This window comes from Streptomyces sp. TLI_105 (genome assembly GCF_900105415.1).
GTDB lineage: Bacteria > Actinomycetota > Actinomycetes > Streptomycetales > Streptomycetaceae > Streptomyces.
Genome location: NZ_FNSM01000001.1, coordinates 1,983,214 through 2,006,147 on the forward strand (window position 1 = coordinate 1,983,214; position 22,934 = coordinate 2,006,147).

The 22,934-nt window shown below is 75.3% G+C and carries 14 protein-coding genes; 2 read left to right on the forward strand and 12 right to left on the reverse strand.

From position 1 onward, the window contains the following. Window position 1: 1 nt before the first annotated feature. Window positions 2–826: a PaaX family transcriptional regulator gene (locus BLW86_RS09095; protein ID WP_093873554.1), complete on the forward strand. Its 825-nt coding sequence runs from the start codon at window positions 2–4 to the stop codon at window positions 824–826. 27 nt (window positions 827–853) lie between these two features. On the opposite strand, the gene BLW86_RS09100 is transcribed toward BLW86_RS09095, so the two are convergent. The 3 genes from BLW86_RS09100 to BLW86_RS09110 all read right to left on the reverse strand — a co-directional run bounded on the left by BLW86_RS09100 (window position 854) and on the right by BLW86_RS09110 (window position 4,585). Further along, window positions 854–1,348, reverse strand: coding sequence for an anthrone oxygenase family protein (locus BLW86_RS09100; RefSeq protein ID WP_093873555.1), 495 nt, complete (start codon window positions 1,346–1,348; stop codon window positions 854–856). Window positions 1,349–1,424: 76 nt separating this feature from the next. Continuing rightward, window positions 1,425–3,608, reverse strand: coding sequence for a bifunctional salicylyl-CoA 5-hydroxylase/oxidoreductase (locus BLW86_RS09105; protein WP_256341655.1), 2,184 nt, complete (start codon window positions 3,606–3,608; stop codon window positions 1,425–1,427). 149 nt (window positions 3,609–3,757) lie between these two features. Next, window positions 3,758–4,585, reverse strand: a complete 828-nt coding sequence (locus BLW86_RS09110; protein ID WP_093873556.1) for an enoyl-CoA hydratase family protein — start codon at window positions 4,583–4,585, stop codon at window positions 3,758–3,760. A 190-nt stretch (window positions 4,586–4,775) separates the two neighbouring features. On the opposite strand from BLW86_RS09110, the gene BLW86_RS09115 reads away from it, so the two are divergent. After that, on the forward strand, window positions 4,776–5,351 hold the full coding sequence (locus BLW86_RS09115; RefSeq protein WP_093873557.1) for an ATP-binding protein: 576 nt from the start codon (window positions 4,776–4,778) through the stop codon (window positions 5,349–5,351). A 123-nt stretch (window positions 5,352–5,474) separates the two neighbouring features. Here BLW86_RS09115 and BLW86_RS09120 read toward each other — a convergent pair whose 3' ends face one another. The 9 genes from BLW86_RS09120 to BLW86_RS09160 all read right to left on the reverse strand — a co-directional run bounded on the left by BLW86_RS09120 (window position 5,475) and on the right by BLW86_RS09160 (window position 22,798). After that, window positions 5,475–6,326, reverse strand: coding sequence for an MBL fold metallo-hydrolase (locus tag BLW86_RS09120; RefSeq protein ID WP_093873558.1), 852 nt, complete (start codon window positions 6,324–6,326; stop codon window positions 5,475–5,477). 104 nt (window positions 6,327–6,430) lie between these two features. After that, window positions 6,431–7,444 carry an ornithine carbamoyltransferase gene (gene argF / locus BLW86_RS09125; protein ID WP_093873559.1) on the reverse strand — a complete coding sequence of 338 codons (1,014 nt, stop codon included), beginning with the start codon at window positions 7,442–7,444 and terminating at the stop codon, window positions 6,431–6,433. A gap of 134 nt (window positions 7,445–7,578) precedes the next feature. Further along, window positions 7,579–8,811 carry an arginine deiminase gene (locus BLW86_RS09130; protein ID WP_093873560.1) on the reverse strand — a complete coding sequence of 411 codons (1,233 nt, stop codon included), beginning with the start codon at window positions 8,809–8,811 and terminating at the stop codon, window positions 7,579–7,581. Between the two features lie 70 nt (window positions 8,812–8,881). Next, window positions 8,882–11,389, reverse strand: coding sequence for a hypothetical protein (locus BLW86_RS09135; protein WP_093873561.1), 2,508 nt, complete (start codon window positions 11,387–11,389; stop codon window positions 8,882–8,884). Next, the gene (locus tag BLW86_RS09140; protein WP_256341261.1) at window positions 11,386–13,665 is read right to left on the reverse strand and encodes a hypothetical protein; all 2,280 of its coding nucleotides are present in this window, start codon (window positions 13,663–13,665) and stop codon (window positions 11,386–11,388) included. The genes BLW86_RS09135 and BLW86_RS09140 overlap by 4 nt, the downstream gene beginning before the upstream one ends. Next, on the reverse strand, window positions 13,662–16,226 hold the full coding sequence (locus tag BLW86_RS09145) for a hypothetical protein (protein WP_093873562.1): 2,565 nt from the start codon (window positions 16,224–16,226) through the stop codon (window positions 13,662–13,664). The genes BLW86_RS09140 and BLW86_RS09145 overlap by 4 nt, the downstream gene beginning before the upstream one ends. After that, window positions 16,223–19,927: a tubulin-like doman-containing protein gene (locus tag BLW86_RS09150; protein ID WP_256341262.1), complete on the reverse strand. Its 3,705-nt coding sequence runs from the start codon at window positions 19,925–19,927 to the stop codon at window positions 16,223–16,225. Before BLW86_RS09150 ends, BLW86_RS09145 begins: the two co-directional genes overlap by 4 nt. A 22-nt stretch (window positions 19,928–19,949) precedes the next feature. Further along, on the reverse strand, window positions 19,950–22,343 hold the full coding sequence (locus BLW86_RS09155; RefSeq protein ID WP_256341263.1) for a VWA domain-containing protein: 2,394 nt from the start codon (window positions 22,341–22,343) through the stop codon (window positions 19,950–19,952). 8 nt (window positions 22,344–22,351) lie between these two features. After that, entirely contained in the window at window positions 22,352–22,798 is a 447-nt protein-coding gene (locus BLW86_RS09160) for a Pycsar system effector family protein (RefSeq protein ID WP_093873564.1), read from the reverse strand. Window positions 22,799–22,934: the final 136 nt, after the last annotated feature.

Sequence of the window (22,934 nt, forward strand, 5' to 3'; positions counted from 1 at the left end):
CGTGGCCGAGCAGCACACTCCCCGATCCCTGATCGTCTCCTTCTACGGCGCCTACGGCCGTGCGCCCGACGAGTCGCCGGTGCCGGTGGCCGCGCTCATCAGGCTGCTGGGCGCGCTCGGCGTCGACGCGCCCTCGGTGCGTTCCTCGGTGTCGCGGCTCAAGCGGCGCGGTCTGCTGCTGCCGGACCGGACGGCGGGCGGCGCCGCCGGGTACGCCCTCTCGGAGGACGCCCGGCGGCTCCTGGACGACGGCGACCGCCGGATCTACGCCCGTACGGAGCCGAAGCTGTCGGAGGGCTGGGTCCTGGCCGTCTTCTCGGTGCCCGAGGCCGAGCGGCACAAGCGGCACCTGCTGCGCTCCCGGCTCGCCCGGCTGGGCTTCGGCACGGCGGCGCCGGGCGTCTGGATCGCGCCCGCCCGGCTGTACGAGGAGACCCGGCACGCCCTGGAGCGCCTGGAGCTCTCCCCGTACGTGGACCTCTTCCGCGGCGACCACCTGGGCTACACGGCGACGGCCGAGGCGGTGGCCCGCTGGTGGGACCTGCCGGCGATCGCCGGGCTCCACGAGGAGTTCCTCGCGGCCCACGAGCCGGTCCTGCGAGCCTGGCGGTCGGCCCCGGCGGGCGCCGAGGACGCCTACCGGGACTACCTCCTCGCCCTGGACTCCTGGCGCCGACTGCCCTACGCGGACCCGGTGCTCCCGGCGGAGCTCCTGCCGGACGACTGGCCGGGCCGCCGCTCGGCGGAGGTCTTCACGGCCCTGCACGAACTGCTGCGGGACCGGGGCGCGGAGTACGTGGCTCCGTTCCTGTCGGACGCGCCCTAGGGGGTGTCCGGAAGGTCCCGCCCGGCTCTACTTTCCGTACGCCCCCTGGTGCCGTACGGCCAGGGCCCGCACCAGGCAGGTGAGGGCCGCCGTGCCGAGGGCCGCGCGGGCGATGTTCCACGCCACCCACGGGGTCTCGAAGGCGGCCCGGGCGGCCGCCGGGTCCCGGGTCGCCGCGAGGGCGTCGTTGAGCGGCACGTTCGCCGCCGAGGTGACCACGAGGACGGCGAGGCCGAGGACGAACGCGGCGAGCGTCCAGGCCCGGGCCCGGTCGGCGCGGTGCTGCCAGGCGGCCACGGCCGTGAGGACCGGCGCCCCGAAGAACGGGAGGAAGAACACCGGGTTCTGGATCACGTCGTTGATGTTCCGCATCACCTCGACGTAGACCCGGTCGTCGCTGCGCGCCAGCGCCGGCATCACCGAGCAGACGTACGCGAACCACACCCCCGCGACCAGTCCGGTCGCCACCGTCGCCGCGCCGAGGACCGCCCCGGCACTCTTCCCGCCCTTGTTCTCTGTCATGTCCCCATTCAAGGGCGGGGGCGACGGGCGGACCATGGCCTCGCGTCGCACCCGCATACGCGAGCGTCCAGGATCCTCAGTCCCGGCGGCCGGTGGGCGGGCGGCGGCTGCCCGCGCGGTACGGGGCGGGCCAGGGGGCGGCCGGGCCCCGGTACTCCTGCTCGGCCGCCGCGTGCAGGGTCCAGTGCGGGTCGTAGAGGTGCGGGCGGGCGAGGGCGCAGAGGTCGGCGCGGCCCGCGAGGAGCAGGGAGTTGACGTCGTCCCAGGAGGAGATCGCGCCGACCGCGATCACCGGGACGCCGAGCTCGTTGCGGATGCGGTCGGCGTAGGGCGTCTGGTACGAGCGGCCGTAGGCGGGCTCCTCCTCGGGGACGACCTGCCCGGTGGAGACGTCGATCGCGTCGGCGCCGTGGTCCGCGAAGGCGCGGGCGATCTCGACGGCGTCCGCGGCGGTCGTGCCGCCCTCGGCCCAGTCGGTGGCCGAGATGCGGACGGTCATGGGCCGGTCGGCCGGCCAGGCCTCCCGCACCGCGTCGAAGACTTCGAGGGGGTAGCGGAGCCGGGCCGTGAGGTCGCCGCCGTAGGCGTCGGTGCGGTGGTTGGTGAGCGGGGAGAGGAAGCCGGAGAGCAGATAGCCGTGGGCGCAGTGCAGTTCGAGGAGGTCGAAGCCGCTGCGGGCGGCCCGGCGGGCGGCCGCGGTGAACTGCTCGCGCACGGCGGTGAGTCCGGCGCGGTCGAGGGCGGCCGGGGTCTGGTTGACGCCGGGCCGGTACGGGAGGGGCGAGGCGGCGACGAGCGGCCAGTTGCCCTCGGGCAGGGGCTGGTCGATGCCCTCCCACATGCGGCGGGTGGAGCCCTTGCGGCCCGAGTGGCCGAGCTGGACGCCGAGCGCGGTGCCGGGCGCCGAGGTGTGGACGAAGTCGGCGATCCGGGTCCAGGCGGCTGCCTGGGCGTCGGTCCAGAGGCCGGTGCAGCCGGGGGTGATGCGGCCCTCGGGGCTCACGCAGACCATCTCGGTCATGACGAGTCCGGCGCCGCCGAGGGCCCTGGAGCCGAGGTGGACGAGGTGGAAGTCGCCGGGGACGCCGTCCTCGGCGACGTACAGGTCCATCGGGGAGACGACGACCCTGTTCCGCAGGGTCAGTCCGCGCAGCCGGAAGGGGGTGAACATGGGCGGGGTGCCGGGCGGGCAGCCGAAGTCGGCCTCGACGGCGGCGGTGAAGGCGGGGTCGCGCAGCCGCAGGTTGGCGTGGGTGACGCGGCGGCTGCGGGTGAGCAGGTCGAAGGCGAAGCGGCGGGGCGGGCGGTCGACGTGTCCGGCGAGCTCCTCGAACCAGCGGAGGCTGGCACCGGCCGCGCGCTGGGTGGACTCGACGACGGGACGGCGCTCCGTCTCGTACGCGCTCAGCGCCTCGTCGAGGTCCGGGTGGGCGTCGACGGCGGCGGCGAGGGCGACGGCGTCCTCGACGGCCAGTTTGGTGCCGGAACCGATGGAGAAGTGGGCGGTGTGGGCGGCGTCGCCGATGAGCACGGTGTTGCCGTAGGACCAGCGGGCGTTGGCGACGGTACGGAAGGCGGTCCAGGCGGAGGCGTTCGAGCGGAGCTCCCGGCCGCCGAGCGCCTCGGCGAAGACCTTGGCGCAGCGGGCGGTGGACTCGGCCTCGTCGAGCTCGTGGAAGCCGGCGGCCCGCCAGACCTCCTCGCGCATCTCGACGATGACGGTGGAGGAGTCGGCGGAGAAGGGGTAGGCGTGGAGCTGCATCACGCCGTGCTCGGTCTCGGCGATCTCGAAGCGGAACGCCTCGAAGGGGAAGTCGGCGGCCAGCCAGATGTAACGGCAGCGGTGGGGGGTGATGCGGGGGCGGAAGTGCGCGGCGTGGGTCTCGCGGGTGCGGCTGTGGACGCCGTCGGCGGCGACGACCAGGTCGTGCTCGGCGGCGAGGACGGCGGGGGGCGGGGCCTCGGTGCGGAAGCGGAGCCGTACGCCGAGCTCGGCGCAGCGGGCGTGCAGGATCTCCAGGAGCCGGCGGCGGCCGAGGGCGGCGAAGCCGTGGCCGGTGGAGGTGGTGCGGTGGCCCCGGTGGACGACGTCGATGTCGTCCCAGCGGACGAGCTCGCCGCGGAGCGCCTCGTACACGACGGGGTCGGCGTCCCGGATGCCGCCGAGGGTCTCGTCGGAGAGGACGACGCCGAAGCCGAAGGTGTCGGAGGGGGCGTTCCGCTCCCAGACGGTGACCTCGCGGGCCGGGTCCTGCCGCATGAGGAGCGCGGCGGCGTAGAGGCCGCCGGGCCCGCCTCCGACGACGGCGATCCGCGCGGGCCCCGGGCCGGGTCCGGGGCGGGGGCGGGGTCCGGGGCGGGGGTCGGGGGCCGGGGCGGGGGCGCTTCGGGGCTCCGGGCCCGGGGGCGTCAGCATCCCCGCCACTTCGGGGGGCGTTTCTCGGTGAAGGCGGCGTGGAACTCGGCGTAGTCCTCGCCGTTCATCAGGAGCGCCTGGGTGGCCGCGTCCAGTTCGACGGCGGCGGCGAGCGGCATGTCGAGCTCGGCGGTGAGCAGGGCCTTGGTCTGGGCGAGGGCGAGGGCGGGCCCGTCCGCGAGGCGGCGGGCGAGGGCGGCGGCCCGCTCCCCCGCCGCGCCCTCCTCGGTGAGTTCGCTGAGGAGGCCGATGCGCTCGGCCTCGGCGGCGTGGACGGGCTCGCCCAGCATGAGGAGACGGGTGGCGTGGCCGAGTCCGACGACCCGGGGCAGCAGATAGGCGGCGCCCATGTCGCCGCCGGAGAGACCGACCCGGGTGAAGAGGAAGGAGAAGCGGGTGGTGGGGTCGGCGATCCGGAAGTCGGCGGCGAGCGCGAGGACGGCCCCGGCGCCGGCGGCGACGCCGTGGAGGGCGGCGACGACGGGGAAGGGGCATTCGCGGAGGGCGCGGACGACCTGGCCGGTCATCCGGTTGAAGTCGAGGAGCCGGGCGGTGTCGAGGGCGAGGGTGGCGCCGATGATCTCGTCCACGTCGCCGCCCGAGCAGAAGCCGCGGCCTTCGCCGCCGAGGACGAGGGCGCGGACGGCGCGCTCGCGGGAGAGCTCGGCGAGGAGGTCGCGCAGGTCGGCGTAGGCGCCGAAGGTGAGGGCGTTGAGTTTCGCGGGGCGGGCCAGGGTGACGGTGGCCACGCCCTGGTCGATGTCGAGGCGCAGGTGCTGCCAGCGTGCCGTGCGGGGCGCGGAGCCGGTAAAGGGGCTCATTCGAGGGGCCTCCTTCCTCCGCAGGGAGGGTATCACCATACTGTGACTGTCGTCACGAGTGCGCGATAAGGCCGATGCGGGGGTGCCGTGGGAAGCGGATTTTGCACCTCGTAAGGTTGAAACCAGGACGTCTCGGGATGCCCCCACCCCACTCGCCCACCCGCCACCCGGCGAAGGGAGCCCGCCCCCCATGCCCGAAGCCACCCGCCCCACGGCCGCCGGACGCGCGGCGACCGGGCCCCCGCCCGCCGGGCCCGACACGGCCGGCCGCCCGGCACCCGAGCCTCCGGCCGCCGGGCCCGGAGTCGAAGCGGCCGGGCCGGCCACCTCCTGGCGCGTCCGGCTGCCCCACACCACCGCCGCCGTGCCGATCGCCCGCGCCCTGATCCGTACCGCGCTCACCGACACCGCCCCCGAGGCCGACGAGCGCCCCGACACCGACACGGCGGAGCTCCTCACCGCCGAGCTCGTCGCCAACGCCGTCGAGCACACCGCCGGGACCGGCCCCATCGAACTGGTCGTCGAACTGCTCCCGGCGCCGGGCGGCTGCCAGATCGAGGTCCACGACTCCCGGCCCACCCGCCCCGGCGACCTCGTCGACCCCGACCCGGCGGTCGGGGTCGACCCCTGGCAGGAGCACGGCCGCGGCCTCCTCCTGCTCCGGGCGCTCAGCAGCGACTGCGGCCACCGCCCCACCGCGCACGGCAAGGCGGTCTGGTTCACGCTCCCGGGGATACCGGCCCAGCGGCGTCGCCGGGCGAGCTGACGGGCCGCGGGGCGCGGCGCCCCTGGGCGCCGCACGGCGGCGCGCCGACGACCGGTGGGCCGGCCCGTGCGATCGGCCCGGTCCGGATCGCCGTAGCCCTGGCGGGCGACCCGGGACCCTCCGTCACGTGGCCGACGGCCGAGGCTGTTCGGGCGGGACCGAGCTTTCGGCCATCGCCATCCACTGGTCGAGGTCGGCCTGGGTGAACTCCGTCCAGGTCGGCATCCCGGGCAGTCGGCGGAGAAGATCGAACGCCTCCGCGATGTGCGGCCCGCGGAGCACCGGCGTGTGGCAGCCGGCGACGACCTCGGCGCCCAGCCGCTGGAAGTCCTCCACCACCGCGCCGAACTTCTGTTCGTCCGTCAACGCGACCCAGGGCGAGACCAGGCGTCCGCCGAAGAGCTGCCCGTCGCGGAATTCCTCCGCGGACAGGCCGGCCGTCTCGGGCAGGGGAGCGGGCACGTTCGTCGCGAAGGTGTCCACCGCCCACAGGACGCCGGTCTTCGTGTCGAAGAGGGCCCGGGTCGTCGGGTTGTCGTACAGCGGTGGCCGTTTGGCCACCAGCGTGCGGTCACCGACCTCCACCGTGTCCCCGTCGGTCATGAAACGGCACCGGTTGATCGGCGTCTCCCACTCCTCGGCCATGCGCCCGAGGGAGAACCAGGTCGTCAGCAGGGTCGCGTTCGGGCATGCGGCGAGGGCGGCCAGAAGGTTGCCGGCGTGATCGCGGTCGTCGTGGGTGAGGAAGACCCATCGCACGTCCAACGGATCCACCACGGACCACGCGGCCTCCAACCACTGGGACCGCACCGCCGGCGCCCCGGTGTCCACCAGGATCGGTTCGGCTCCCCGGATCACCATCGAGTTCATCGGGAAGTGGCCGACCGGCGGAGCCTCCAGGGCCCACGGAATGACGAACGTCTCCTCGGCGATCCGGTAGGGCTGCAAGAGTTCGAAGGTTTCTGTAGCAGTCATCGCCGCTCTCCCTGGAGTGGGCTTCGGCCACAGCGCCTGTCAATCCAGTCCAGCCCCGTGCCGCGCCCGCGTCAAACCGGCGGTCAGGGGCGGCCGCCGCTCGGCTACTCCCCCGTCGTACCGGCCAGCGTCGCGACCAGGACCGCCTTGATGGTGTGCATCCGGTTCTCGGCCTCGTCGAAGACGACCGAGTGCGCCGACTCGAAGACCTCGTCCGAGACCTCCAGCTCGGTCAGGCCGTGCCGGGCGTGGAGGTCCCGGCCGACCGCCGTGCCCAGGTCGTGGAAGGCGGGCAGGCAGTGCAGGAACTTGACGTCCGGGTTCCCCGTGGCGCGCAGCACGTCCATCGTCACGGAGTACGGGGCGAGGGCGGCGATCCGCTCGTCCCAGACCTCCTTGGGCTCGCCCATGGAGACCCAGACGTCGGTGACGACGAAGTCGGCGCCCACGACGCCCTCGGACACGTCCTCGGTGAGCGTGATCCTGGCGCCGCTGGTCTCGGCGAGCTTGCGGGCCGCGGCGACGACGTCCTCGGCCGGCCAGTACGCCTCCGGGGCGACGATCCGGACGTCCATGCCGAGCAGGGCGCCGGTGACCAGGTAGGAGTTGCCCATGTTGAAGCGGGCGTCGCCCAGGTAGGCGAAGGCGATCTCGTCGAGCGGCTTGTCCGTGTGCTCGGTCATGGTGAGCACGTCGGCCAGCATCTGGGTGGGGTGCCAGTCGTCGGTGAGCCCGTTGAAGACGGGCACGCCGGCGAAGGCGGCGAGCTCCTCGACCGCGGCCTGGCTGTCCCCGCGGTACTCGATGCCGTCGAACATCCGGCCGAGGACGCGGGCGGTGTCCTTGACCGACTCCTTGTGGCCGATCTGGGAGCTCGCGGGGTCGAGGTAGGTGGTGGAGGCGCCCTGGTCGGCTGCGGCGACCTCGAAGGCGCAGCGGGTGCGGGTCGAGGTCTTCTCGAAGATCAGGGCGATGTTCCTGCCGCGCAGCCGCTGGACCTCGGCGCCCGCCTTCTTGGCGGCCTTGAGCTCGGCGGCGAGCGCGATCAGGCCGCGGAACTCCTCGGCGGTGAAGTCCAGCTCCTTGAGGAAGTGGCGGCCGATGAGGTCTGTGGCCATGGGACGCGCTCCTGTGGGTACGGTCGGGAGGACGACGGTCGGGACTCTGGAAGTGTATACGCACTTCAACATTTCTATACAGCCCCCCTCTCCCGTGACCTTCGCCCTCAGGGGACGTCCCGGACCTCCGCCCCTCAGGCCGCGTCCCGCTCCACCGGACAGCTCATGCAGCGCGGACCGCCCCTCCCCCGGCCCAGCTCGCTGCCGGGGATCTCGATCACCTCGATGCCCTGCTTGCGCAGATGCGTGTTCGTCGTGACGTTCCGCTCGTACGCCACGACCACCCCCGGCTCCACGGCCAGCACGTTGCACCCGTCGTCCCACTGCTCCCGCTCGGCCGCGTGCACGTCCTGGGTCGCCGTGAGGACACGGATGTCCTGGAGCCCGAGGGCCGCCGCGATGGCACTGTGCATCTGCTCCGGCGGATGGTCGGTGACCCGGAGGGACTGCTCCGCGTCCCCCGGCTCGATCGTGTACGAGCGGAGCATCCCCAGACCCGCGTACTGCGTGAAGATGTCCTGGTCGACCATCGTCATCACCGTGTCCAGGTGCATGAACGCCCGCCGCTTCGGCATGTCCAGCGCGATGATCGTGCGCGCCGACCCCGCCGCGAACATCCCCCGGGCCAGCATCTCCACCGCCTGCGGCGTCGTCCGCTCGCTCATCCCGATCAGCACGGCGCCGTTGCCGATGACCAGGACGTCCCCGCCCTCGATCGTCGACGGATAGTCCGCCTGCCCCTCCGACCAGTGGTGGAAGGAACCCGCCTCCGGGCCCGTGAACAGCGGATGGTGCTTGTAGATCGCCTCGAAGTGCACCGTCTCGCGCTGCCGGGCCGGCCAGCGCATCGCGTTGATGGAGACGCCGTCGTAGATCCAGGCCGAGGTGTCCCGGGTGAAGAGGTGGTTCGGCAGCGGGCCGAGCAGGAAGTCGTCCAGATCCATCGCGTGGAAGCGGACCGAGGTCGGCTCCCGGTGCGCCGCCAGGAACTCCCGCTTCGTCATCCCGCCGACGAGCGCCTCGCCCAGCGCGGCGGCGTCCAGCGAGTCGAAGGCCGCGCGGAGGTGGTCGGTGGCGAGCGGCCCGTACTCCTTCTCGTCGAAGACCCGGTCGAGGACCAGCGCGCGGGCCGCCGGGACGTCCAGGGCCTCGCGCAGCAGGTCCCCGAAGAGGTGCACCTCCACCCCCCGGTCGCGCAGCACGTCGGCGAAGCCGTCGTGCTCCTGCCGGGCCCGGCGCACCCACAGCACGTCGTCGAAGAGGAGGGCGTCCTTGTTGGACGGAGTAAGCCGCTTCAGCTCCAGATCGGGCCGGTGCAGGATGACGCGGCGCAGCCGCCCGGTCTCGGAATCGACATGGAATCCCATGCGCCCATCCTGACGGAGCCGGGCGGCCCTGGCCCGCCTTTCGACGTGCTCACCTCGGCGCCCCTCGCGGTCAGGTGACCCACTGGGCCACGCCGATCAGCACGATCGCCACGACCAGCCCCCCGATCAGGAAGGCGGCCCGGCGCAGGAAACGGCGGGTGTAGCCGTTGCCGGGGTCGTCCGGGTCGGCGAGCGCGGGACTCGGGGGGGCCGGGCGGGGCGCGGTGCGCGGCAGGCCGTACGCCTCCTTCAGGAGCGTCAGCCAGACCGCGTCCGGCAGGCCCGGGCTCTCCCCGTCGACGATCAGCCAGAACGCCTCCCGGGCGGACGGCTCCGGGCTCGTACGGAGCCGCGACAGCAGCTCGGCGACCGTGCCGACCGGGGCGTCGCCGCCGCCGAGCAGGGGGCGGACCGCCCAGCGGTGCAGCTCGGCGGCGTTGGCCGCGCGCTGCTCCTCCGGCGGCTCGGAGGGATCCTCCCGCGCGGTGGGCGGCGGGACGGCCCACAGCTCCCGGGCGATCGCCACCTCGCAGAGTTCCCGGCGCATCGGATGGCCCCAGGACGGCAGGCGCTGGGCGATCTCCCGGAGCAGGACGGTGACGACGGCGTACGCCTGGGGCCGGCGCAGCGCGTCCAGGAGCTCGCGGCTGCCGCCCTTCACGACGAGCTCCCGCGCCTCCTCCACGCTCCGCACGGTCGGCAGCTTGTGCACGAGCGAGGTCTCGGCCTCCCGCCCCCGCGGCCGCCGCCGCGCGCCCTTGCCGGGCCCGGTCCACTGCGGCCCGACGACCGGCAGCACGGGCCGGGGGTAGGCGACCGGGCGGGGCTCGCCGGCGGGGCGAGGCGGTGCGGGGGCGGAGGGAGGTGCGGGCGGGAGCGGGGGCTCGGGGGTGTACGCGGGCGCCCGGCCGGGGTCGGACGACGGCTCGGGTACGTGCCCGTCCGGGGCCCACGACGCCCCCCGTCCGTCGTCGGGGTCCGGACGCCGGTCGGGCGGGACGGAGCGCTCCACCCGCCCCGTCCCGTCGGGCCGGACGGCCGGGCCCGGCCCGGGGACGGCCCGGTACTGCGAGCCCGACAGATCGGAGTACCCGCCACTCACCGGGTCGGGACGCCGGGGAGCCGACGGGCCCGGGTGCCGGGGGCCCGGGGAATCCGGCTCCCGATCGCCCGGGGAGCCCTGCTCACGGGAGGCCGGGAAGCCCTGGCCCCGAGGATCCGCCGCGGCCTGGTCCCGACGACCGCCGGCCTCCTCGTACCGAGGGCCCGCCAGGCCCCCGTCCCGGGGGGCCGGGGCGCCCTGGTCCTGGGTGCCGGGCGCGTTCAGGTCCTGGCGACCCCCGTACCCGGCACCGCGTACGCCCTCGTCCCGGGAGTCCGGCGGGGTCTGCTCCCGTCGGCCCCCGGCACCCCCGTACCCGGCGTCCCGAGCTCCCCCGTCCCAGGAACCCGGCGGGGTCTGCTCCCCGCGCCCCCCGTACCCAACGCCCGGCGCGTCCTCGTCCCGAGGGTCCCGCGCGTCCTCGTACCTGGGATGCGGTGCCGTCCGGTCCCGCCGGCCCCCGCCGCCGTACCCCGAGCCCGGCCCGTCCCCGGCCCAGGGGGTCGGTGTCCCCCGGTCCCGGTCCTCGGGCTCCGGTGGGAGCGGGTTCCTTCGGCGGGAGGCGGACGTGCGGGGGTCGACGGCGTCCAGGCGGTCGGCGGCCCGGGACGCCGTCTCCAGGAGCGGGCCCCGGTAGGTGGCGGCGGCGGTGCGGAGGGCTCTGCCGATCACGCGGTCGCGGCCCTTCCCCTCCTCGACCTCCCACAGGTGGTGGCGGACGAGCCGGGCCGCGACCTCCTCCGCCCGGTCGCCGCACCGCTCGCGCGGGTCGACGCGGCGCCGCTCGGTGTTGCGGCTCGCCGCGCCGGACCAGCGGCCGACGAACACGAAGCGGAGCGAGGGCAGTTCGGCCGTGTCGTGGGTGGCGAAGGTCCAGGGTCGTTTGGTGAGCGCGCCGAGCATGCTGTGCAGCCCCCACAGCACGGGGCAGGCGGTGTCGCCCCGTTCGTCGAGGACGGTGAACAGGTCGTCGGGGTGGCGCAGGAACTCCGCGACCGCGCCGACGAGTTCCTCGGCCGCGTACGGCAGGAGCCGGTCGAGCTCCGTCAGCCCCCCGCGGCTCGCGGCGGGGACGAGGGCCTCCGCCGGGACCACCGGCAGCGGCCCCCGCGCCTCGGCGGCGTTCGCGGCGGCGGCGCCGTCCCAGTCCCAGCCGTGGAGCCCGAGGCAGACGGCGGGGGCGAGGAGGGTGGGCGCGCCGACGAGGGCGTGGCAGAGCACGGACGTCCTGCCGTCGGCGTCCGTGAAGGGCGTACGCCGGATGAGCATCACGTGGTCGCGCCGCCTCAGCCGGATCAGGGCCGGCCGGGTCTCGTCCCCGCCGGGCCGCAGCACGGGGCCGGAGAGCTGGAAGAGGTTCTCGGTCTCGTCGCGGGGCCCGGACCAGGCGACGGGCCCGAAGCCGGTGTTGCCGGTGAGGTTCTCGCTGTCCCAGCGGAAGACGATCTGGTCGGCCTCGTTCTCCGTCCGTGTCATCGGACGATCCCCTCCATAGGTTCCGCCCCGGGCAACAGCCCGCACAGGGCGAAGAGCGACAGCAGCGGCGCGAGGACCCGGCGCGGCCGGGCCCCGTGCGGGAATCGGTCGCCGCGCGCCTGCCCGCCGGTCGCGGCGACGAAGTGCAGGGTGCAGTCGGCGCAGTCGTCGAAGGGCTTGAGCCAGGCGGCGCTGGCGTGGTGGGCGAGGAAGGCGTACGCGTCCCGGCTCTCCTCGCGGAGCGCGGCGGGGTCGTGGCGGCCGGGCAGCGCCCGGCCGAGCCAGCGGTCGACGACGGGTTCGAAGCGGACGAGGTCGCTCTTGTTGACGGCGAGCGCGGCGGGCGCGGCGACGAGTCCGCCGTGCTGCCGGGGGATGCGGTTGAGCACGGTGGTGAAGGCCTCGTCGCCGAGGTCGCGCCGCCGCAGCCCGCTCTGTTCGCGCACCGGGTCGAGTCCGGGCAGCCGGAGGGCGCGCAGCGGGTCCAGGACGAAGACGAAGGCGTCGACGCCCATGAGGAAGCGGCCGACCTCCCCGTCCTGTGCGAGGTCCTCGCCGGCGAGGTCGAAGAAGACGACGGGGCGGGGTGGCGCGCCGCCCGCCGAGACGAGCAGGCCGTCGGCGAACCGCGCGAAGGTCTGCTGCCCGGTACGGCCGAGCTGCCGCCCCTGTTGGAGGCTCTGGACCCGTTCGCGCAGATAGGTGCGGTGCGCTTCGGGGTTGAGGGGCCGGCATTTGAGTCCGTACGGTTCGAGGCCGCCGAGTTCGACCTCGCCGAGCATGGCGGCGAGGAGGTGGGTCTTGCCGACGGAGGAGCTGCCGACGAGGGCGACGGAGAGCGGTTCGCCGTTGGTGAGGTAGGGGACGGGCAGTTCGTGCTCCTCGTCGCCGTCCACGGTGTGCGGGCACAGGTGGTAGGCCTTGCGCAGGGCGTCCGCGACGTGGCCGGGGCGGCGTTCGGCGCTGAGGTCGAGCGGGATCCGGTTGCCCTTGGCGTCGATGGTGACGAGCAGCCGTTCGTCGTACTCGACGGGGAGCAGGCAGTGCGGGCACATGCGGCCGCGCGGCGGCGGGGGCGGCGCCGGTTCGGGCGTCACGGCGGGGCCGTCGGGCCGGAGGGCGTCGCCTCCTCCGCCGAAGATCCGGTCGCGGAGGGAGGGGCGTGCCGGTCGCGGCGGGGCCGGGGGCGGTTCCTCGGCGTCCGGAGGGAGCGGGGCGCTGCCGGAGGCCGCGCGTTTCCTGGCGATCTGGTGGTCGTACTCGGTGCGCCACCGGTCGAGCGGGTCGGCCGCCCCGACGCCGGTGGCGAGCGGGTCGGGGACGTGGAGGAGTCGCATGAGTTCGGTCGGCCTGGGCCGGTCCGCCGCGCGCGCGGCGAAGAGTCCGCTCTGTCCGAGGGCGGCGAGGCGCCGGTAGTCGGCGAGGTCGGCCGGGGGGCCCTCGCCGCGGTCGGGGCGGCCGGTGAGGAGGTAGTAGGCGAGTTCGGCGACGGACCACAGGTCGTCGCGCGGGTCGGCGACGCCCCGGCCCGCGCGCTGTTCGGGCGAGGCCCAGGGGGCGCCGCCGAAGGGTTCGCGGGCCTCCCCGGCGCGCTGCGCGGCGTACGGTTCGCAGAGCCGGACCCGGGCACCGTCCCACCGGACGGTGTCGGGCGCGATGGCCCGGTGCACGAGGTCGGCCTCGTCCAGGAGCCGTACGGCCATGGCGAGTTGGCCGGTGATGCGCTCCTGGTCCTCGGCGCCGAGCCGCCCGGCCCACTCGGTCAGCGGGCGTCCGGTCGGCGGCCGGTACAGCACGAAGGGCTCGGCGGCGGTCAGGTCGAATCCGACGATCCTGGCGAAGACCGCGCCGAACTTCGCGCCGCCGTAGCGGCGATCGAGGGCGACGGCGGCCGCCGTCTCCCGTTCGAGGAGGGCGTAGGCGTGCGGGTCGCCCTGCGCGGACGACGCCAGCCGGTACTGGAGGACGTGCGCGCCCGCGCCCAGGGTCGCCCGGCGCGCGAGGACGCCGGGACGGCCGGGCGGCCGGTGGTCCTCGCCGTAGCGCACGGCGAAGCGCACCGGCGCCTCGCGGGGGGTGAGGAACTCCAGCTCCTGGTAGTACGGATGGGAGGGCGGGGTCGGCTCGCTCAGGTGGTCGGGGTGGTCCGGCCCGAGCGGCTGGTTCGGGTCGCCCGGGTGGTCCTGGCCCGTCGGACGGGTCGGTCCCGTCGGGCGGTTCGGATCGCTCGGGTGATTCGGGTGGTTCGGGTGGTTCGGGTGGTTCGGGTCGGTCACGGTTCTCCCGCCTCCTCGGCGCGGACGGTGTGCACGACGTCCGCGCGCAGCGGTACGAGACGGAGGATGCCGGCGTGCCGTCCCGCGCCGGTCCACACCACGTCCTCGGCGGTGCCCCGCCAGATGTCGTCCCCGGCGGCGCCGCGCCGCATCGCCTCGGGCACGAAGCGGACCTGACGGGCGGCGAGCGGATCGTGGGAGAGCAGCCGCAGGTGCTCGGGGCCGCACAGCGCGACCGTACGGCCGGGATCGTCCTCCTCCGCCAGGAGCAGCCGGGCCACCGCGTCGGCGGCGACGCCGGTGAGACGGGCCGCGTCGGGCCGGTCGGAACGGTCGGTGAACACCGCGAGGGAGGTGAGCGCGTCGGGGTCGCGGAGGCCCTCGTACCGCGGCGGCGGCGAGGCGGCCACGTCCCGCTCCAGACGGAGCCGGGTCTCGTCCAGGAGCTCGGAGAGCCGCTGCTCGTGACCGGCGCGCGCGAGGGCGCCGGGATCGCGCTCGATGCCCGCCCAGCACCGGTCGAGGATCAGGACGGTCCCGGCGACCAGGTCGCCGACCAGGGTGTCGACGAGCGCGGGGCCCCCGTCCCCGTACCGCCGCTCCAGCCAGCCGGGCGCGGGGCCGGACAGGGGTCCGTCGACGGAGCTCCCGGCGTCCCGGTCGGGCGAGCCGTACCGGGACGGGGACGGGGGTTCGGGAGCGGCGGGCCCGGCCGGCTCCCCGGCCGGGTCGGACCAGAGGTCGTCCTCCGCGCCGTCCCCCCAGGCCTCCGTCCCCTCCCCCCAGTCGTCCCCGTCGTCCCGCCAGTCCTCCCAGCTCCAGGACGCCGCCCCGGTCTCCCGGGCCGGCGGCGGCTCGGCCTCCGGCCGGTCGCCCTTCCGCACCGCGTGCGGCTGCCCGTGCGCGTCTGCGGTCTCCGCGAGCCCCCGCAGCAGCCCGGCGACGGCTCCCGCCCCGGCCGAACAGTGGTGCCGCACCTCGGCGAAGAGCCAGTCGTGCACGGCGGTCGTGACCACCAGCTCCTGGATCTCCCGCAGGATCCGCCAGGCCTCCTCCGGGTCCGCGCGCGCCCACCACTCGTCCACGGCCCGGGTCCAGTCGCGCAGCGCGAGCAGCACGACGGCCGCCACGGACACGGTCGTCGCCACCGCCGGTGCCCAGACGGGCAGGTCCAGGAACGCGCCGAGGCCCGCCCCGACGAGACCGCCGAGCAGCCCGCCGAAGAGCCGGGGCGCCGCGCCCGTGGCACCGCCGCCGTCGATCCGCCCGTCGGGCGAACGGTTGGGCCTGCGCCGCAGCATCAGGTGCGCGAGCCCGGCGGCGAGGACGCCGACGGCCGGACCGATGACCCAGCCGAGCACCGGCCAGAGGCCGGCGAGCAGCGCGAGGAGCCCGGTGACGGCGAAGGCCACGGGGCGCGAACCGCCCGCCGTGAAGGGGTACCGGGCGCCGAGCCGTCGCAGCCGCTCGGGACCGCAGATCGCGTCGAGCCGGGCGAGGCGGGCCGCGCTGCCCACGGGTGCGGTGCGCGCGGACAGCGCGGACAGCCGGGCCGCCACGGACCGCAGCGGCAGCCCCTTGCCGATCAGGTCGTGGGTGAGGTCGCGCAGCGCCGGGACGATCCCGGCCCGGGAGATCTCCCGCGGCAGCTCCGGCAGTTCGACGCCCCGCTCGCGCAGCACCCCCCGGTGCTCGGCGGTGAGCCGGGTGCCCCCCGCCGCGCCGAACGCGTCCGCGACGGCGGTACGGAACCGGTCCAGCTCCTCCGTCACCCGCTCCAGGTCCGCCGGCAGGTCGACGCTCCGGCCGGCCCCGGTGAGGAGACCGGCCGGACCCCGGACCCGGTGGTAGCCCTCGACGGCCTCGCCGACCGCCGCGTCGCAGGCGGCGAGCCTGGCTCCCGCCCGGCCCTGGGGCGGCAGCCACCGGTGCCCGGACAGGGAGCGCGGCACGCCCTCGTCGAGGAGGAGCGCGAGAGCGCCGGGCACCTGCTCGGCGGAGATGCTCCCGGCCGGGACGTCCGGTCCGGCAAGCCCCTCCACGGCCTGCCGCCAGGCCCGCGCCCTGGCCTCCTCGGTGAGGTCGTGCTCCAGGACCCGCACGGCGGGCACGGCGACGCCGTGCACCACCTCGCCCAGTGCGCGCAGGACGGCGTCGAAGACCTCCGGCGTGGACAGGACGTCGACGAGGGGGCGCAGCACGGCCTCGCCCGGCACGCCGTCCTCCGTGGAGTCGAAGACCCACAGGACGCCGGCGGCGGGCGGGCGGAGGGTGAGGGAGCGGCTCAGGGTCCGTTCGCCCCGGGCGCCGACCGCCAGGCAGACGACGTGCGCGGGCCCGTAGGAGGAGAGGCGCTCGTAGAGCAGCTGGTGGGCGACGAGCCGGTCGGCCTCGTCGACGACGAGGAAGCGCCGCTCGCCGCCGGGCTGCGGGACGTCCAGGGCCGCGCGGACGGCGGCCTCGGCGTCGTACGCCCCCGCGGGCGGCGTGCGCAGGTCGAGGCAGACGGCGTGGCCCGGCAGCGGCCGTTCGGGGAGGACGGGAAGGACTCGTGGGCTCACTCCGCCTCACCGGCCCGGTCGCGGTGGTACGGCTCGTCGTCGTCGGCCTCGAAGTCCGGGCCGTAGTCCTCCTCGTACACGGGCCCGAAGTCCGGTTCGGGCTCCAGCTCCCACTCCCCCTCGTAGACGGACGCCCCCGAGGAGGCGGGCCGGTGCGCGTACCCGGCCCGGGGATCCCGCTGAGCACCGTCGTCGTACCCGACACGGTCGTCGTGGCCAACACGGTCGGCGTACCCGGCACGGTCGGCGTACCCGACACGGTCGTCGTACCCGACACGGTCGTCGTGGCCGGCACCGTCGTCGTACCGGCGCCAGGACTCGTACCCGTCGTCGTACCGGGGCCGGGGTTCGGGCCCGGAGCGGGGCTTGTGCCCGGCCTCGGTCTCGGGCGCGGGGCGGGGTCCGTACGGGGGTCGGGGGCCGTACCCGGTCGTCTCCTCGTACCTGGTGCGCGGTCCGTGCCCCTGGCGCGGCTCGGGGGCGGTGCGCGGATCGGGCTCCTGGCGGGCCCTCGGGAAGGGGCCGGGTCGCCTGTCCTGCGGGCGGCCCGGGGCCTGTCCCTGGCCCCGGCCCTGGCGCGGGGCGTGGCGTTCGTGCAGGGCGCGGAGGCTCGCGCGGGTCGCGCGGGCCGCGCTCGGGAAGCGCATGTCGAGGGCGCCCGGGTAGGTGACCTCCCAGAAGTGGCGGAGCGGGGCCAGCCATTCGCTGTCCGCCGGGCCGTACTCGGCGGCGATCTCGTCGATCAGGCGGAGCTGGCGCGGGGCGATGTTCTCGACGAAGTGGGTGAAGAGCCGGGAAGGAGGCGCCGGGACCTGGGCGAGGCCCTTGGGCAGGGCGCGCATGAGCCGTTCGCAGAACTGCTCGATGATCTGCCCCTCGTCGAGCAGCGCCGAGCGTTCGTACGCGCGCAGCAGCCCCGCCCAGCTGGAGAGCGAGCCGTCGAAGCCCTCCAGGCGCAGCGACATGGTCGCGGACTCGCCGTCCTGGAGGCTGATCCGGACGAGGTGGGGCGAGTCGGCCGGGCCCTCGGCGGCGATGTGGCCGTTCCACATCGCGCAGAGCAGCCGGTGGAGGATGCGCTGCCGGTCCGGTTCGGTGGAGACGAGCCAGTCGTCCTGATAGCCGAGCCGCTGGCGCCAGTGCAGGAAGTCGTCCTCGCCGCCGGAGTCGCGGGCCTCGGACCAGAGGCTGAGGACGCTGCGGACCTCGGAGATGTCGGTGAGGTTCATGCCGCTGCGGAAGAAGACGACGGTGATGGAGTCGGTGTCGACGGCCCGGCACTCGGGGAACACCCGGGCGGGCAGGTTGAGTTCCTGCGAGAGGAAGCCGGCGGCCCGGCCGTCCGACTCGCTCGCCGGGTGCACGATGAGGATCTTGAGCGGGCCGCTGCCGTCGGGGATGAAGCCGACGGGGAGGAGCCCGGCGAGCCGGGCGCGGAACTGGTCGAGCCAGCGCGGGTCGACCTTCGCCTCGGCGGTCTCGTCGCCCGCGGCGGCCCGCAGCAGCAGCTCCATGGAGGGCAGCAGGGGGCGGGCGAAGACGTCCTCGTTGGCCTCGCCGAAGAGGCGCTTGACCCGCCGCTCGACGACCTGCTTGATCTCCTTCACGGCCGCCCCGGAGGAGCGGCGGACCGCGTCGAGGGCGCGCCGCCAGTCGTCGGGCCCGACGAGCCGGTCGAGGAGGGTCGCGGCGTCGGTGGTCTCGGGGAGGCCCTCGCTCTGGGCGAGCCGGTCGACGACGTCGTCGTAGAAGGCGCGCAGGGTGTTCTGCGGGGGCAGCAGGTAGGCGATGCCGGCGCGGTCGTCGCGGTAGAGCTCGCGACGGCTGTCGGCGAAGGACTTCGCCTCGTCCTGTTCGTGGGCGCGGAGCACCTTGGTGAGTTCGGCGACCTCGTTGGTGACGCGGTTGAGGGAGGGCCGCCACTGGGCCTCGCCGGCCTGCCAGCCGCGGTGCCAGAGGACGCGGGCGCGCCACTGGTACCAGGCCTGCTGCGCGGCGAGCGTGTCCTGGACGTCGGGGTCGGTCCACCGGGCCGGTACGACTCCGCCGACGCTGCGCTTGATGTGGGGGATGTTGGGGGCGGCGGTCTGGACGTTCGGGGGTCGTTCGGGGTCGTTGCGCCGGTTGTCGAGCATGCCGGTGAAGCCTTCCCTGGCCACCCGGTCGGGGTGGCCGGGGAGCCCGGCGAGGACGGTCTCGAGCTGGAACGGGCCGATGCTGCCGAGGAGTTCGCGGGCTCCCGCGCCCGGCCTGAAGTCCTCGGTGAGGCGCGGGATCTCGCGGGAGAGCTGGACGTCGAGGCGCTGGAGGGAGTCCTCCATGTCGCCCAGCCGCCGCCGGAGCTCCTGGGTGATGTCACGGCTGCCCCGGGGCAGTTGCTCGGGCAGGGGCACGTCCGGTGCCTCGCGGCTCCACAGGCGGCCGATGCCGGAGCGGGTGAAGAGCTCCCGGACGAGGTCCTGTCCGTCCCGGGCGGGCCGCCGGGCGCGTTCGGACATGCCGCGGACGGCCTGGGCGAGGAGCCGGGCGGCGACGATCTCGGCGAGGTCGTCGACGGGCACGGTGAGGGAGGCGGCGAGGCTGGTGGACATGCCCCGGTAGCCGATGCCGGTACGGGCCGGGGTCGAGCGCTCCACGGCCTTGTTGATGAAGCTGGCGGCGAAGGACTGGTAGTCGTCCTCCGCGCGGTTCACCCCACCGCTGTCCTCGCCGAGTTCGGTGCCGATCAGCGACATCACCATGGCGGTGATGGAGCGGCGGAGGTCCTCGGTGCCGATGACGGCCGGCTTGGAGAAGAGGAAGGCGGTCTGCATGGTGGCGGGGCGCAGGGCGACGACCCCGTCGCCCGGGTAGGTGACGCTGAGCCGGCCGCGCTCCTCGACGTCGCCGACGACGTCGAGGGCCTCGGGCACGTTCTGGTCGTCGACGAGCCGCGAGAGGTCCACGAGGGCGCGGGCGGCGTTGAGCTCGGCCTCGCGGCCGCCGCCGGCCTCGGGCGGGAAGGCGGAGGGCATGACGACGAGCGGGTAGATCTTGACGCCGGGCACCCCCGCGTTGCGGAACTCGTGCCCGATGAGGTGGATGAAGTCGTAGAAGATGCCGGCGCCGGTGCCGCCGGCGACGGAGAAGGCGACGAAGACGTCGCAGCCCCGGATGCGGCCGCCGCCCACCCGCTTGAGGTCGCCGGCCGCCTGGCCGATGGCGCCGATCGCCTCGCGGAGCTGCCGCAGGACGGGTTCGAGGCCGGAGCGCACGGTCGCGAAGAGCGCGGCGCGCCCGACGGTCGGCAGCTGCCCGGCGCCGCTGTTGAGGGGGGCGACGCGCGGCTGGCGGGCCTGGGGCGGCAGCCAGTGCCGGGTCTCCTCGGGGACGGAGACGCGCAGCATGCGGGTCACCTCGGGCGAGGAGTCGAAGTCGGTGGGCAGCAGGTCGCGGACCATGCGGGAGGTGCGGGCGAAGGCGGCGCCCTCGGCGCCCTTGGCCCGGAACTGGGGCTGGCTCAGCAGCTCGCCCTCGCTGAAGTCGGCGTAGACGAACTGGAGGCAGTCGGGCAGCTGGAAGGGCAGTCGGCGGCCGCCGTCGACGAGGTCGGTGCCGTCGGGTCCGCACAGCTCCCGGCGCAGTTGCCGTTCGAGTTCGCTGCCGATCTTTCCGCCGGTGCCGCCGAGTCCGACGAAGAGCATGGGCTGGTAGATCTTCATGTCGTCTCTCCTCGGTGCCCGTTCAGAAGTTCACGTCGTAGGTGTCGGACCCGCCGGTGGCCCCGGTCGCCCCGGGGACGGTCCCCGAGGCGGCCCCCGCGTCCGTCCCGGTGCCGGGGCCGGTGTCCGTGCCGGATCCGGTACGCCGGGGGGTACGGGGGCGCCGGGACCACGGGAGGTCACGGGTCCGCGGGGAGGGCGTCCGCGCGCCCCGCACGACGAGTTCGTGGTCGCCGAGACCGACCGGCTCCCCGGCCCGCACCGGCACCTGACCGCCGCCCCGGGGGCGCAGCAGCAGTTCCCCCGAGCCGGTGCGGCGCAGCACGTGGGCGGTGGAGGCGGCGGTGCCCCGGAGGCCGCGGAGCATCGGCGGTTCCCCGTACGGCTCGTCGACGGTGAAGGCGAAGGTCCCGCCCTCGCTCTGCCCCCTGCGGATGGTCAGCGAGTACAGGGAGCGGCCGTCGTCGCGCAGTTCCAGGGTGATCCCGGTGAGGTCGCGGCGGCGGCGCCGGGCGGCGATCCGGATGCCGGCGAGGGCGGCGAGGACGAGGAGGGCGACGGCCCCGCCGGTGACGGCCTTCCACCAGCGGTCCCACCAGGTGGGCGGCGCCACGACGAGGACGTCCAGGAAGGCGGTGTCGAGGACGGTGTCGCCGTCGCCGGTGTCCACGACCTCGACCCGGCCGCCCAGTTCGCCGAGGGCCGTGTCGGCGGCGAGGGTCACCGTGAAGGGGATGCGGGTGCTCTTGCCCGCGGGCGCGGTCACCGGTGTCGGGGCGACGGTGAGCTCGGCGCCGGGCGTCTGGTCCTGGAGGGCGAGCCGCAGGGTGTGCGGCGCGGAGTCGTTGTTGGTGACGTCGAGGGTGCCCCGGACGGTGCCGCCCGGGTGCACGGTGACGCGGTCGACGACGAGCCCCGCGGTCAGCACCGGCACGTCCGGGCCGCGCTGGGCGTGCACCGGGCGCCGGTCGGAGGTGATGCCGGGCGCCGCCATGCGCGTGACGAGCTCCAGGTCGCCGGTGGCCCCGGCGGGCAGGGTGAACGTGCCGGTGAACCGGACGTCCCCGGCCTTCGCGTCGGGGGCCCGCCCGTCGTCGGCGAGCCGGAAGGTGAAGGGCTCGAAGCCCGCGCCCGCGACCTCGGCCGAGGCCGTGAGACCGGCCAGCTGCCGCGGGTCGGTGATGACGACCCCGCGCCGGGTCTGCATCCGCACCTGCACGGTGACCTTCTCGCCCGCGCGCGGGGACGCCGGGTCGAGGGTGACGTCGGAGCGGAGGCGGCCCTGCCAGATGGCCCGGACGGCGACCTCCCGGTCGGCGTGGCCCTCCGGCGCCTCGATGTGCACACGCCAGCGGCCGGGCAGCGGGTCCTTCACGCGCAGTGCCTCGACCGGTCCGTCCTGGCCGCTCACCTCGAAGGTCGAGCCGTCGAACTCGCCCCGTACGGGCACCTTGCGGCCCGCCGGGTCGTAGTACGTGACCCTCACCTTCGGGTCGTGCTTGGCGACCGTGAGGGAGCCGTCGGTGGCGATGGAGGGGATGGTCACGGTCAGGTCGGCGGGCGGCTTCCCGACGGTGCCCTGGGCGATCCGGGCGCAGCGGGCGGCGGCGAAGGTCTCCTGGAGCGCCTTGTCGATCTCGGCGGAGGTGCCGACGACCCGCATGCGGGGGACGGAGCCGGGGATGTCGGAGCAGGCGCCCCGGTAGCCGCCCTCGGCCATGGCGGTCAGCGCGGAGCGGTCGATCTCGCTGCCGAAGCCGAGCGGCCAGATCTGGACGCCGGCCGCCCGGGCGCGGGCGAGCTCCTCGGTGAGCCGCCGCGCCCCGTTGGACTGGCGGGTGTCCCGGTCGGTGCCGTACTCGGGGCTGTCGGCGACGTCCAGCTTGCCGTCGGTGAGCAGGAAGACGACCTTCGGCACGGCCGGGGTCTTCGCGGTGGCGGGCCGGGCCTCGGTGAGACGGCTGACGGCCTGCCGGATGGCGGCCGGGAAGTCGGTGCCGGGGCCCATGCGGGCGGTGTCGTGGTGGCCCAGCTGCTGGACGCACGCGCTGAGCCGCTCGCGGCCCGCCGCGTCGGCGACGGTGAGCGGGCAGACCTCGTTCACGGGCGACTGGCCGGGCTTCTCGGAGCTGCCGAAGCCGATGACGGTGGCGCGGGAACGGTCCGATATCTCGCCCTGGCTGAGCAGCGCGGCCGCCTCCGTCTCGCGCGCCAGGTCCTTCTCGGCCAAGCTCGCCGACTGGTCGACGACGACGGCGAAGTCGAGCGGGTCGGGGCCCTCGGCGGGTTCGGCGACGGTACGGGCGGGGCCGGGCGCCCCGGCGGCGGCCGTGGCGGGGGGCGCCGTGAGCGGGCCGGGGAGCGCGAGGAGCGCCCCGGCGAGGAGCAGGGCGCTTCCCTTGCTGGTCCAGTGCATCTTCTCTCTCACCACAGTTCGCTGAAGAGGGCCAGGAGGGCGCCGAGCGCGAGCGCGGACACGCCCAGGCGCAGCCACCGGTACTTCGCCGCGAGCACGAGTCCGTGCACGCCGGCCTGTTCGAGGAGCCAGTCGGTGGCGTCCGCGCCGGACGCGCCGAGCTGTTCGCGCAGCACGGTCGCGGACGGACCGGCCGTCAGCTCGCGCAGGAACGTGCGGTCCGCGCCGATCCGGGTGCGCGGCAGGACCACCGAGACGAGCATCAGGACCCCCGCCGTCCACAGCGCGCCCGCCACGAGGAGCAGCGCGAGTCCGGTGCCGGCCGTGGGCAGCGGGGCGCGGTCCCCGGAGAACACGACCGCCAGGAAGGCGAGGGCGCCGGAGAGCAGGATGGCGGCCTTGGTGTCGGCCCGCCCTATGTCCTCACGCACGGTGGCGAGGAGCCGCTCGGCCATGAACCGCACCTCCCCGGGCGGTACGGGGAGGGGGGCGAGCGCCGGGGTCCGGTCGGGTCCGGGCGCGGGGGCCCGGTCGGACCCGGGTGTGGAGGCCCGGTCGGCTCCGGGCGTGGAGGCCCGATCGCGTCCCGGG

Coding starts and splice junctions, on each gene's coding strand:
- BLW86_RS09100 (WP_093873555.1), bottom strand. CDS start 1,348: ATGACAGAGAACAAGGGCGGGAAGAGTGCCGGGGCGGTCCTCGGCGCG.
- BLW86_RS09105 (WP_256341655.1), bottom strand. CDS start 3,608: ATGCGGCAGGACCCGGCCCGCGAGGTCACCGTCTGGGAGCGGAACGCC.
- BLW86_RS09110 (WP_093873556.1), bottom strand. CDS start 4,585: ATGAGCCCCTTTACCGGCTCCGCGCCCCGCACGGCACGCTGGCAGCAC.
- BLW86_RS09115 (WP_093873557.1), top strand. CDS start 4,776: ATGCCCGAAGCCACCCGCCCCACGGCCGCCGGACGCGCGGCGACCGGG.
- BLW86_RS09120 (WP_093873558.1), bottom strand. CDS start 6,326: ATGACTGCTACAGAAACCTTCGAACTCTTGCAGCCCTACCGGATCGCC.
- argF (WP_093873559.1), bottom strand. CDS start 7,444: ATGGCCACAGACCTCATCGGCCGCCACTTCCTCAAGGAGCTGGACTTC.
- BLW86_RS09130 (WP_093873560.1), bottom strand. CDS start 8,811: ATGGGATTCCATGTCGATTCCGAGACCGGGCGGCTGCGCCGCGTCATC.
- BLW86_RS09135 (WP_093873561.1), bottom strand. CDS start 11,389: ATGACACGGACGGAGAACGAGGCCGACCAGATCGTCTTCCGCTGGGAC.
- BLW86_RS09150 (WP_256341262.1), bottom strand. CDS start 19,927: ATGAAGATCTACCAGCCCATGCTCTTCGTCGGACTCGGCGGCACCGGC.
- BLW86_RS09155 (WP_256341263.1), bottom strand. CDS start 22,343: ATGCACTGGACCAGCAAGGGAAGCGCCCTGCTCCTCGCCGGGGCGCTC.
- BLW86_RS09160 (WP_093873564.1), bottom strand. CDS start 22,798: ATGGCCGAGCGGCTCCTCGCCACCGTGCGTGAGGACATAGGGCGGGCC.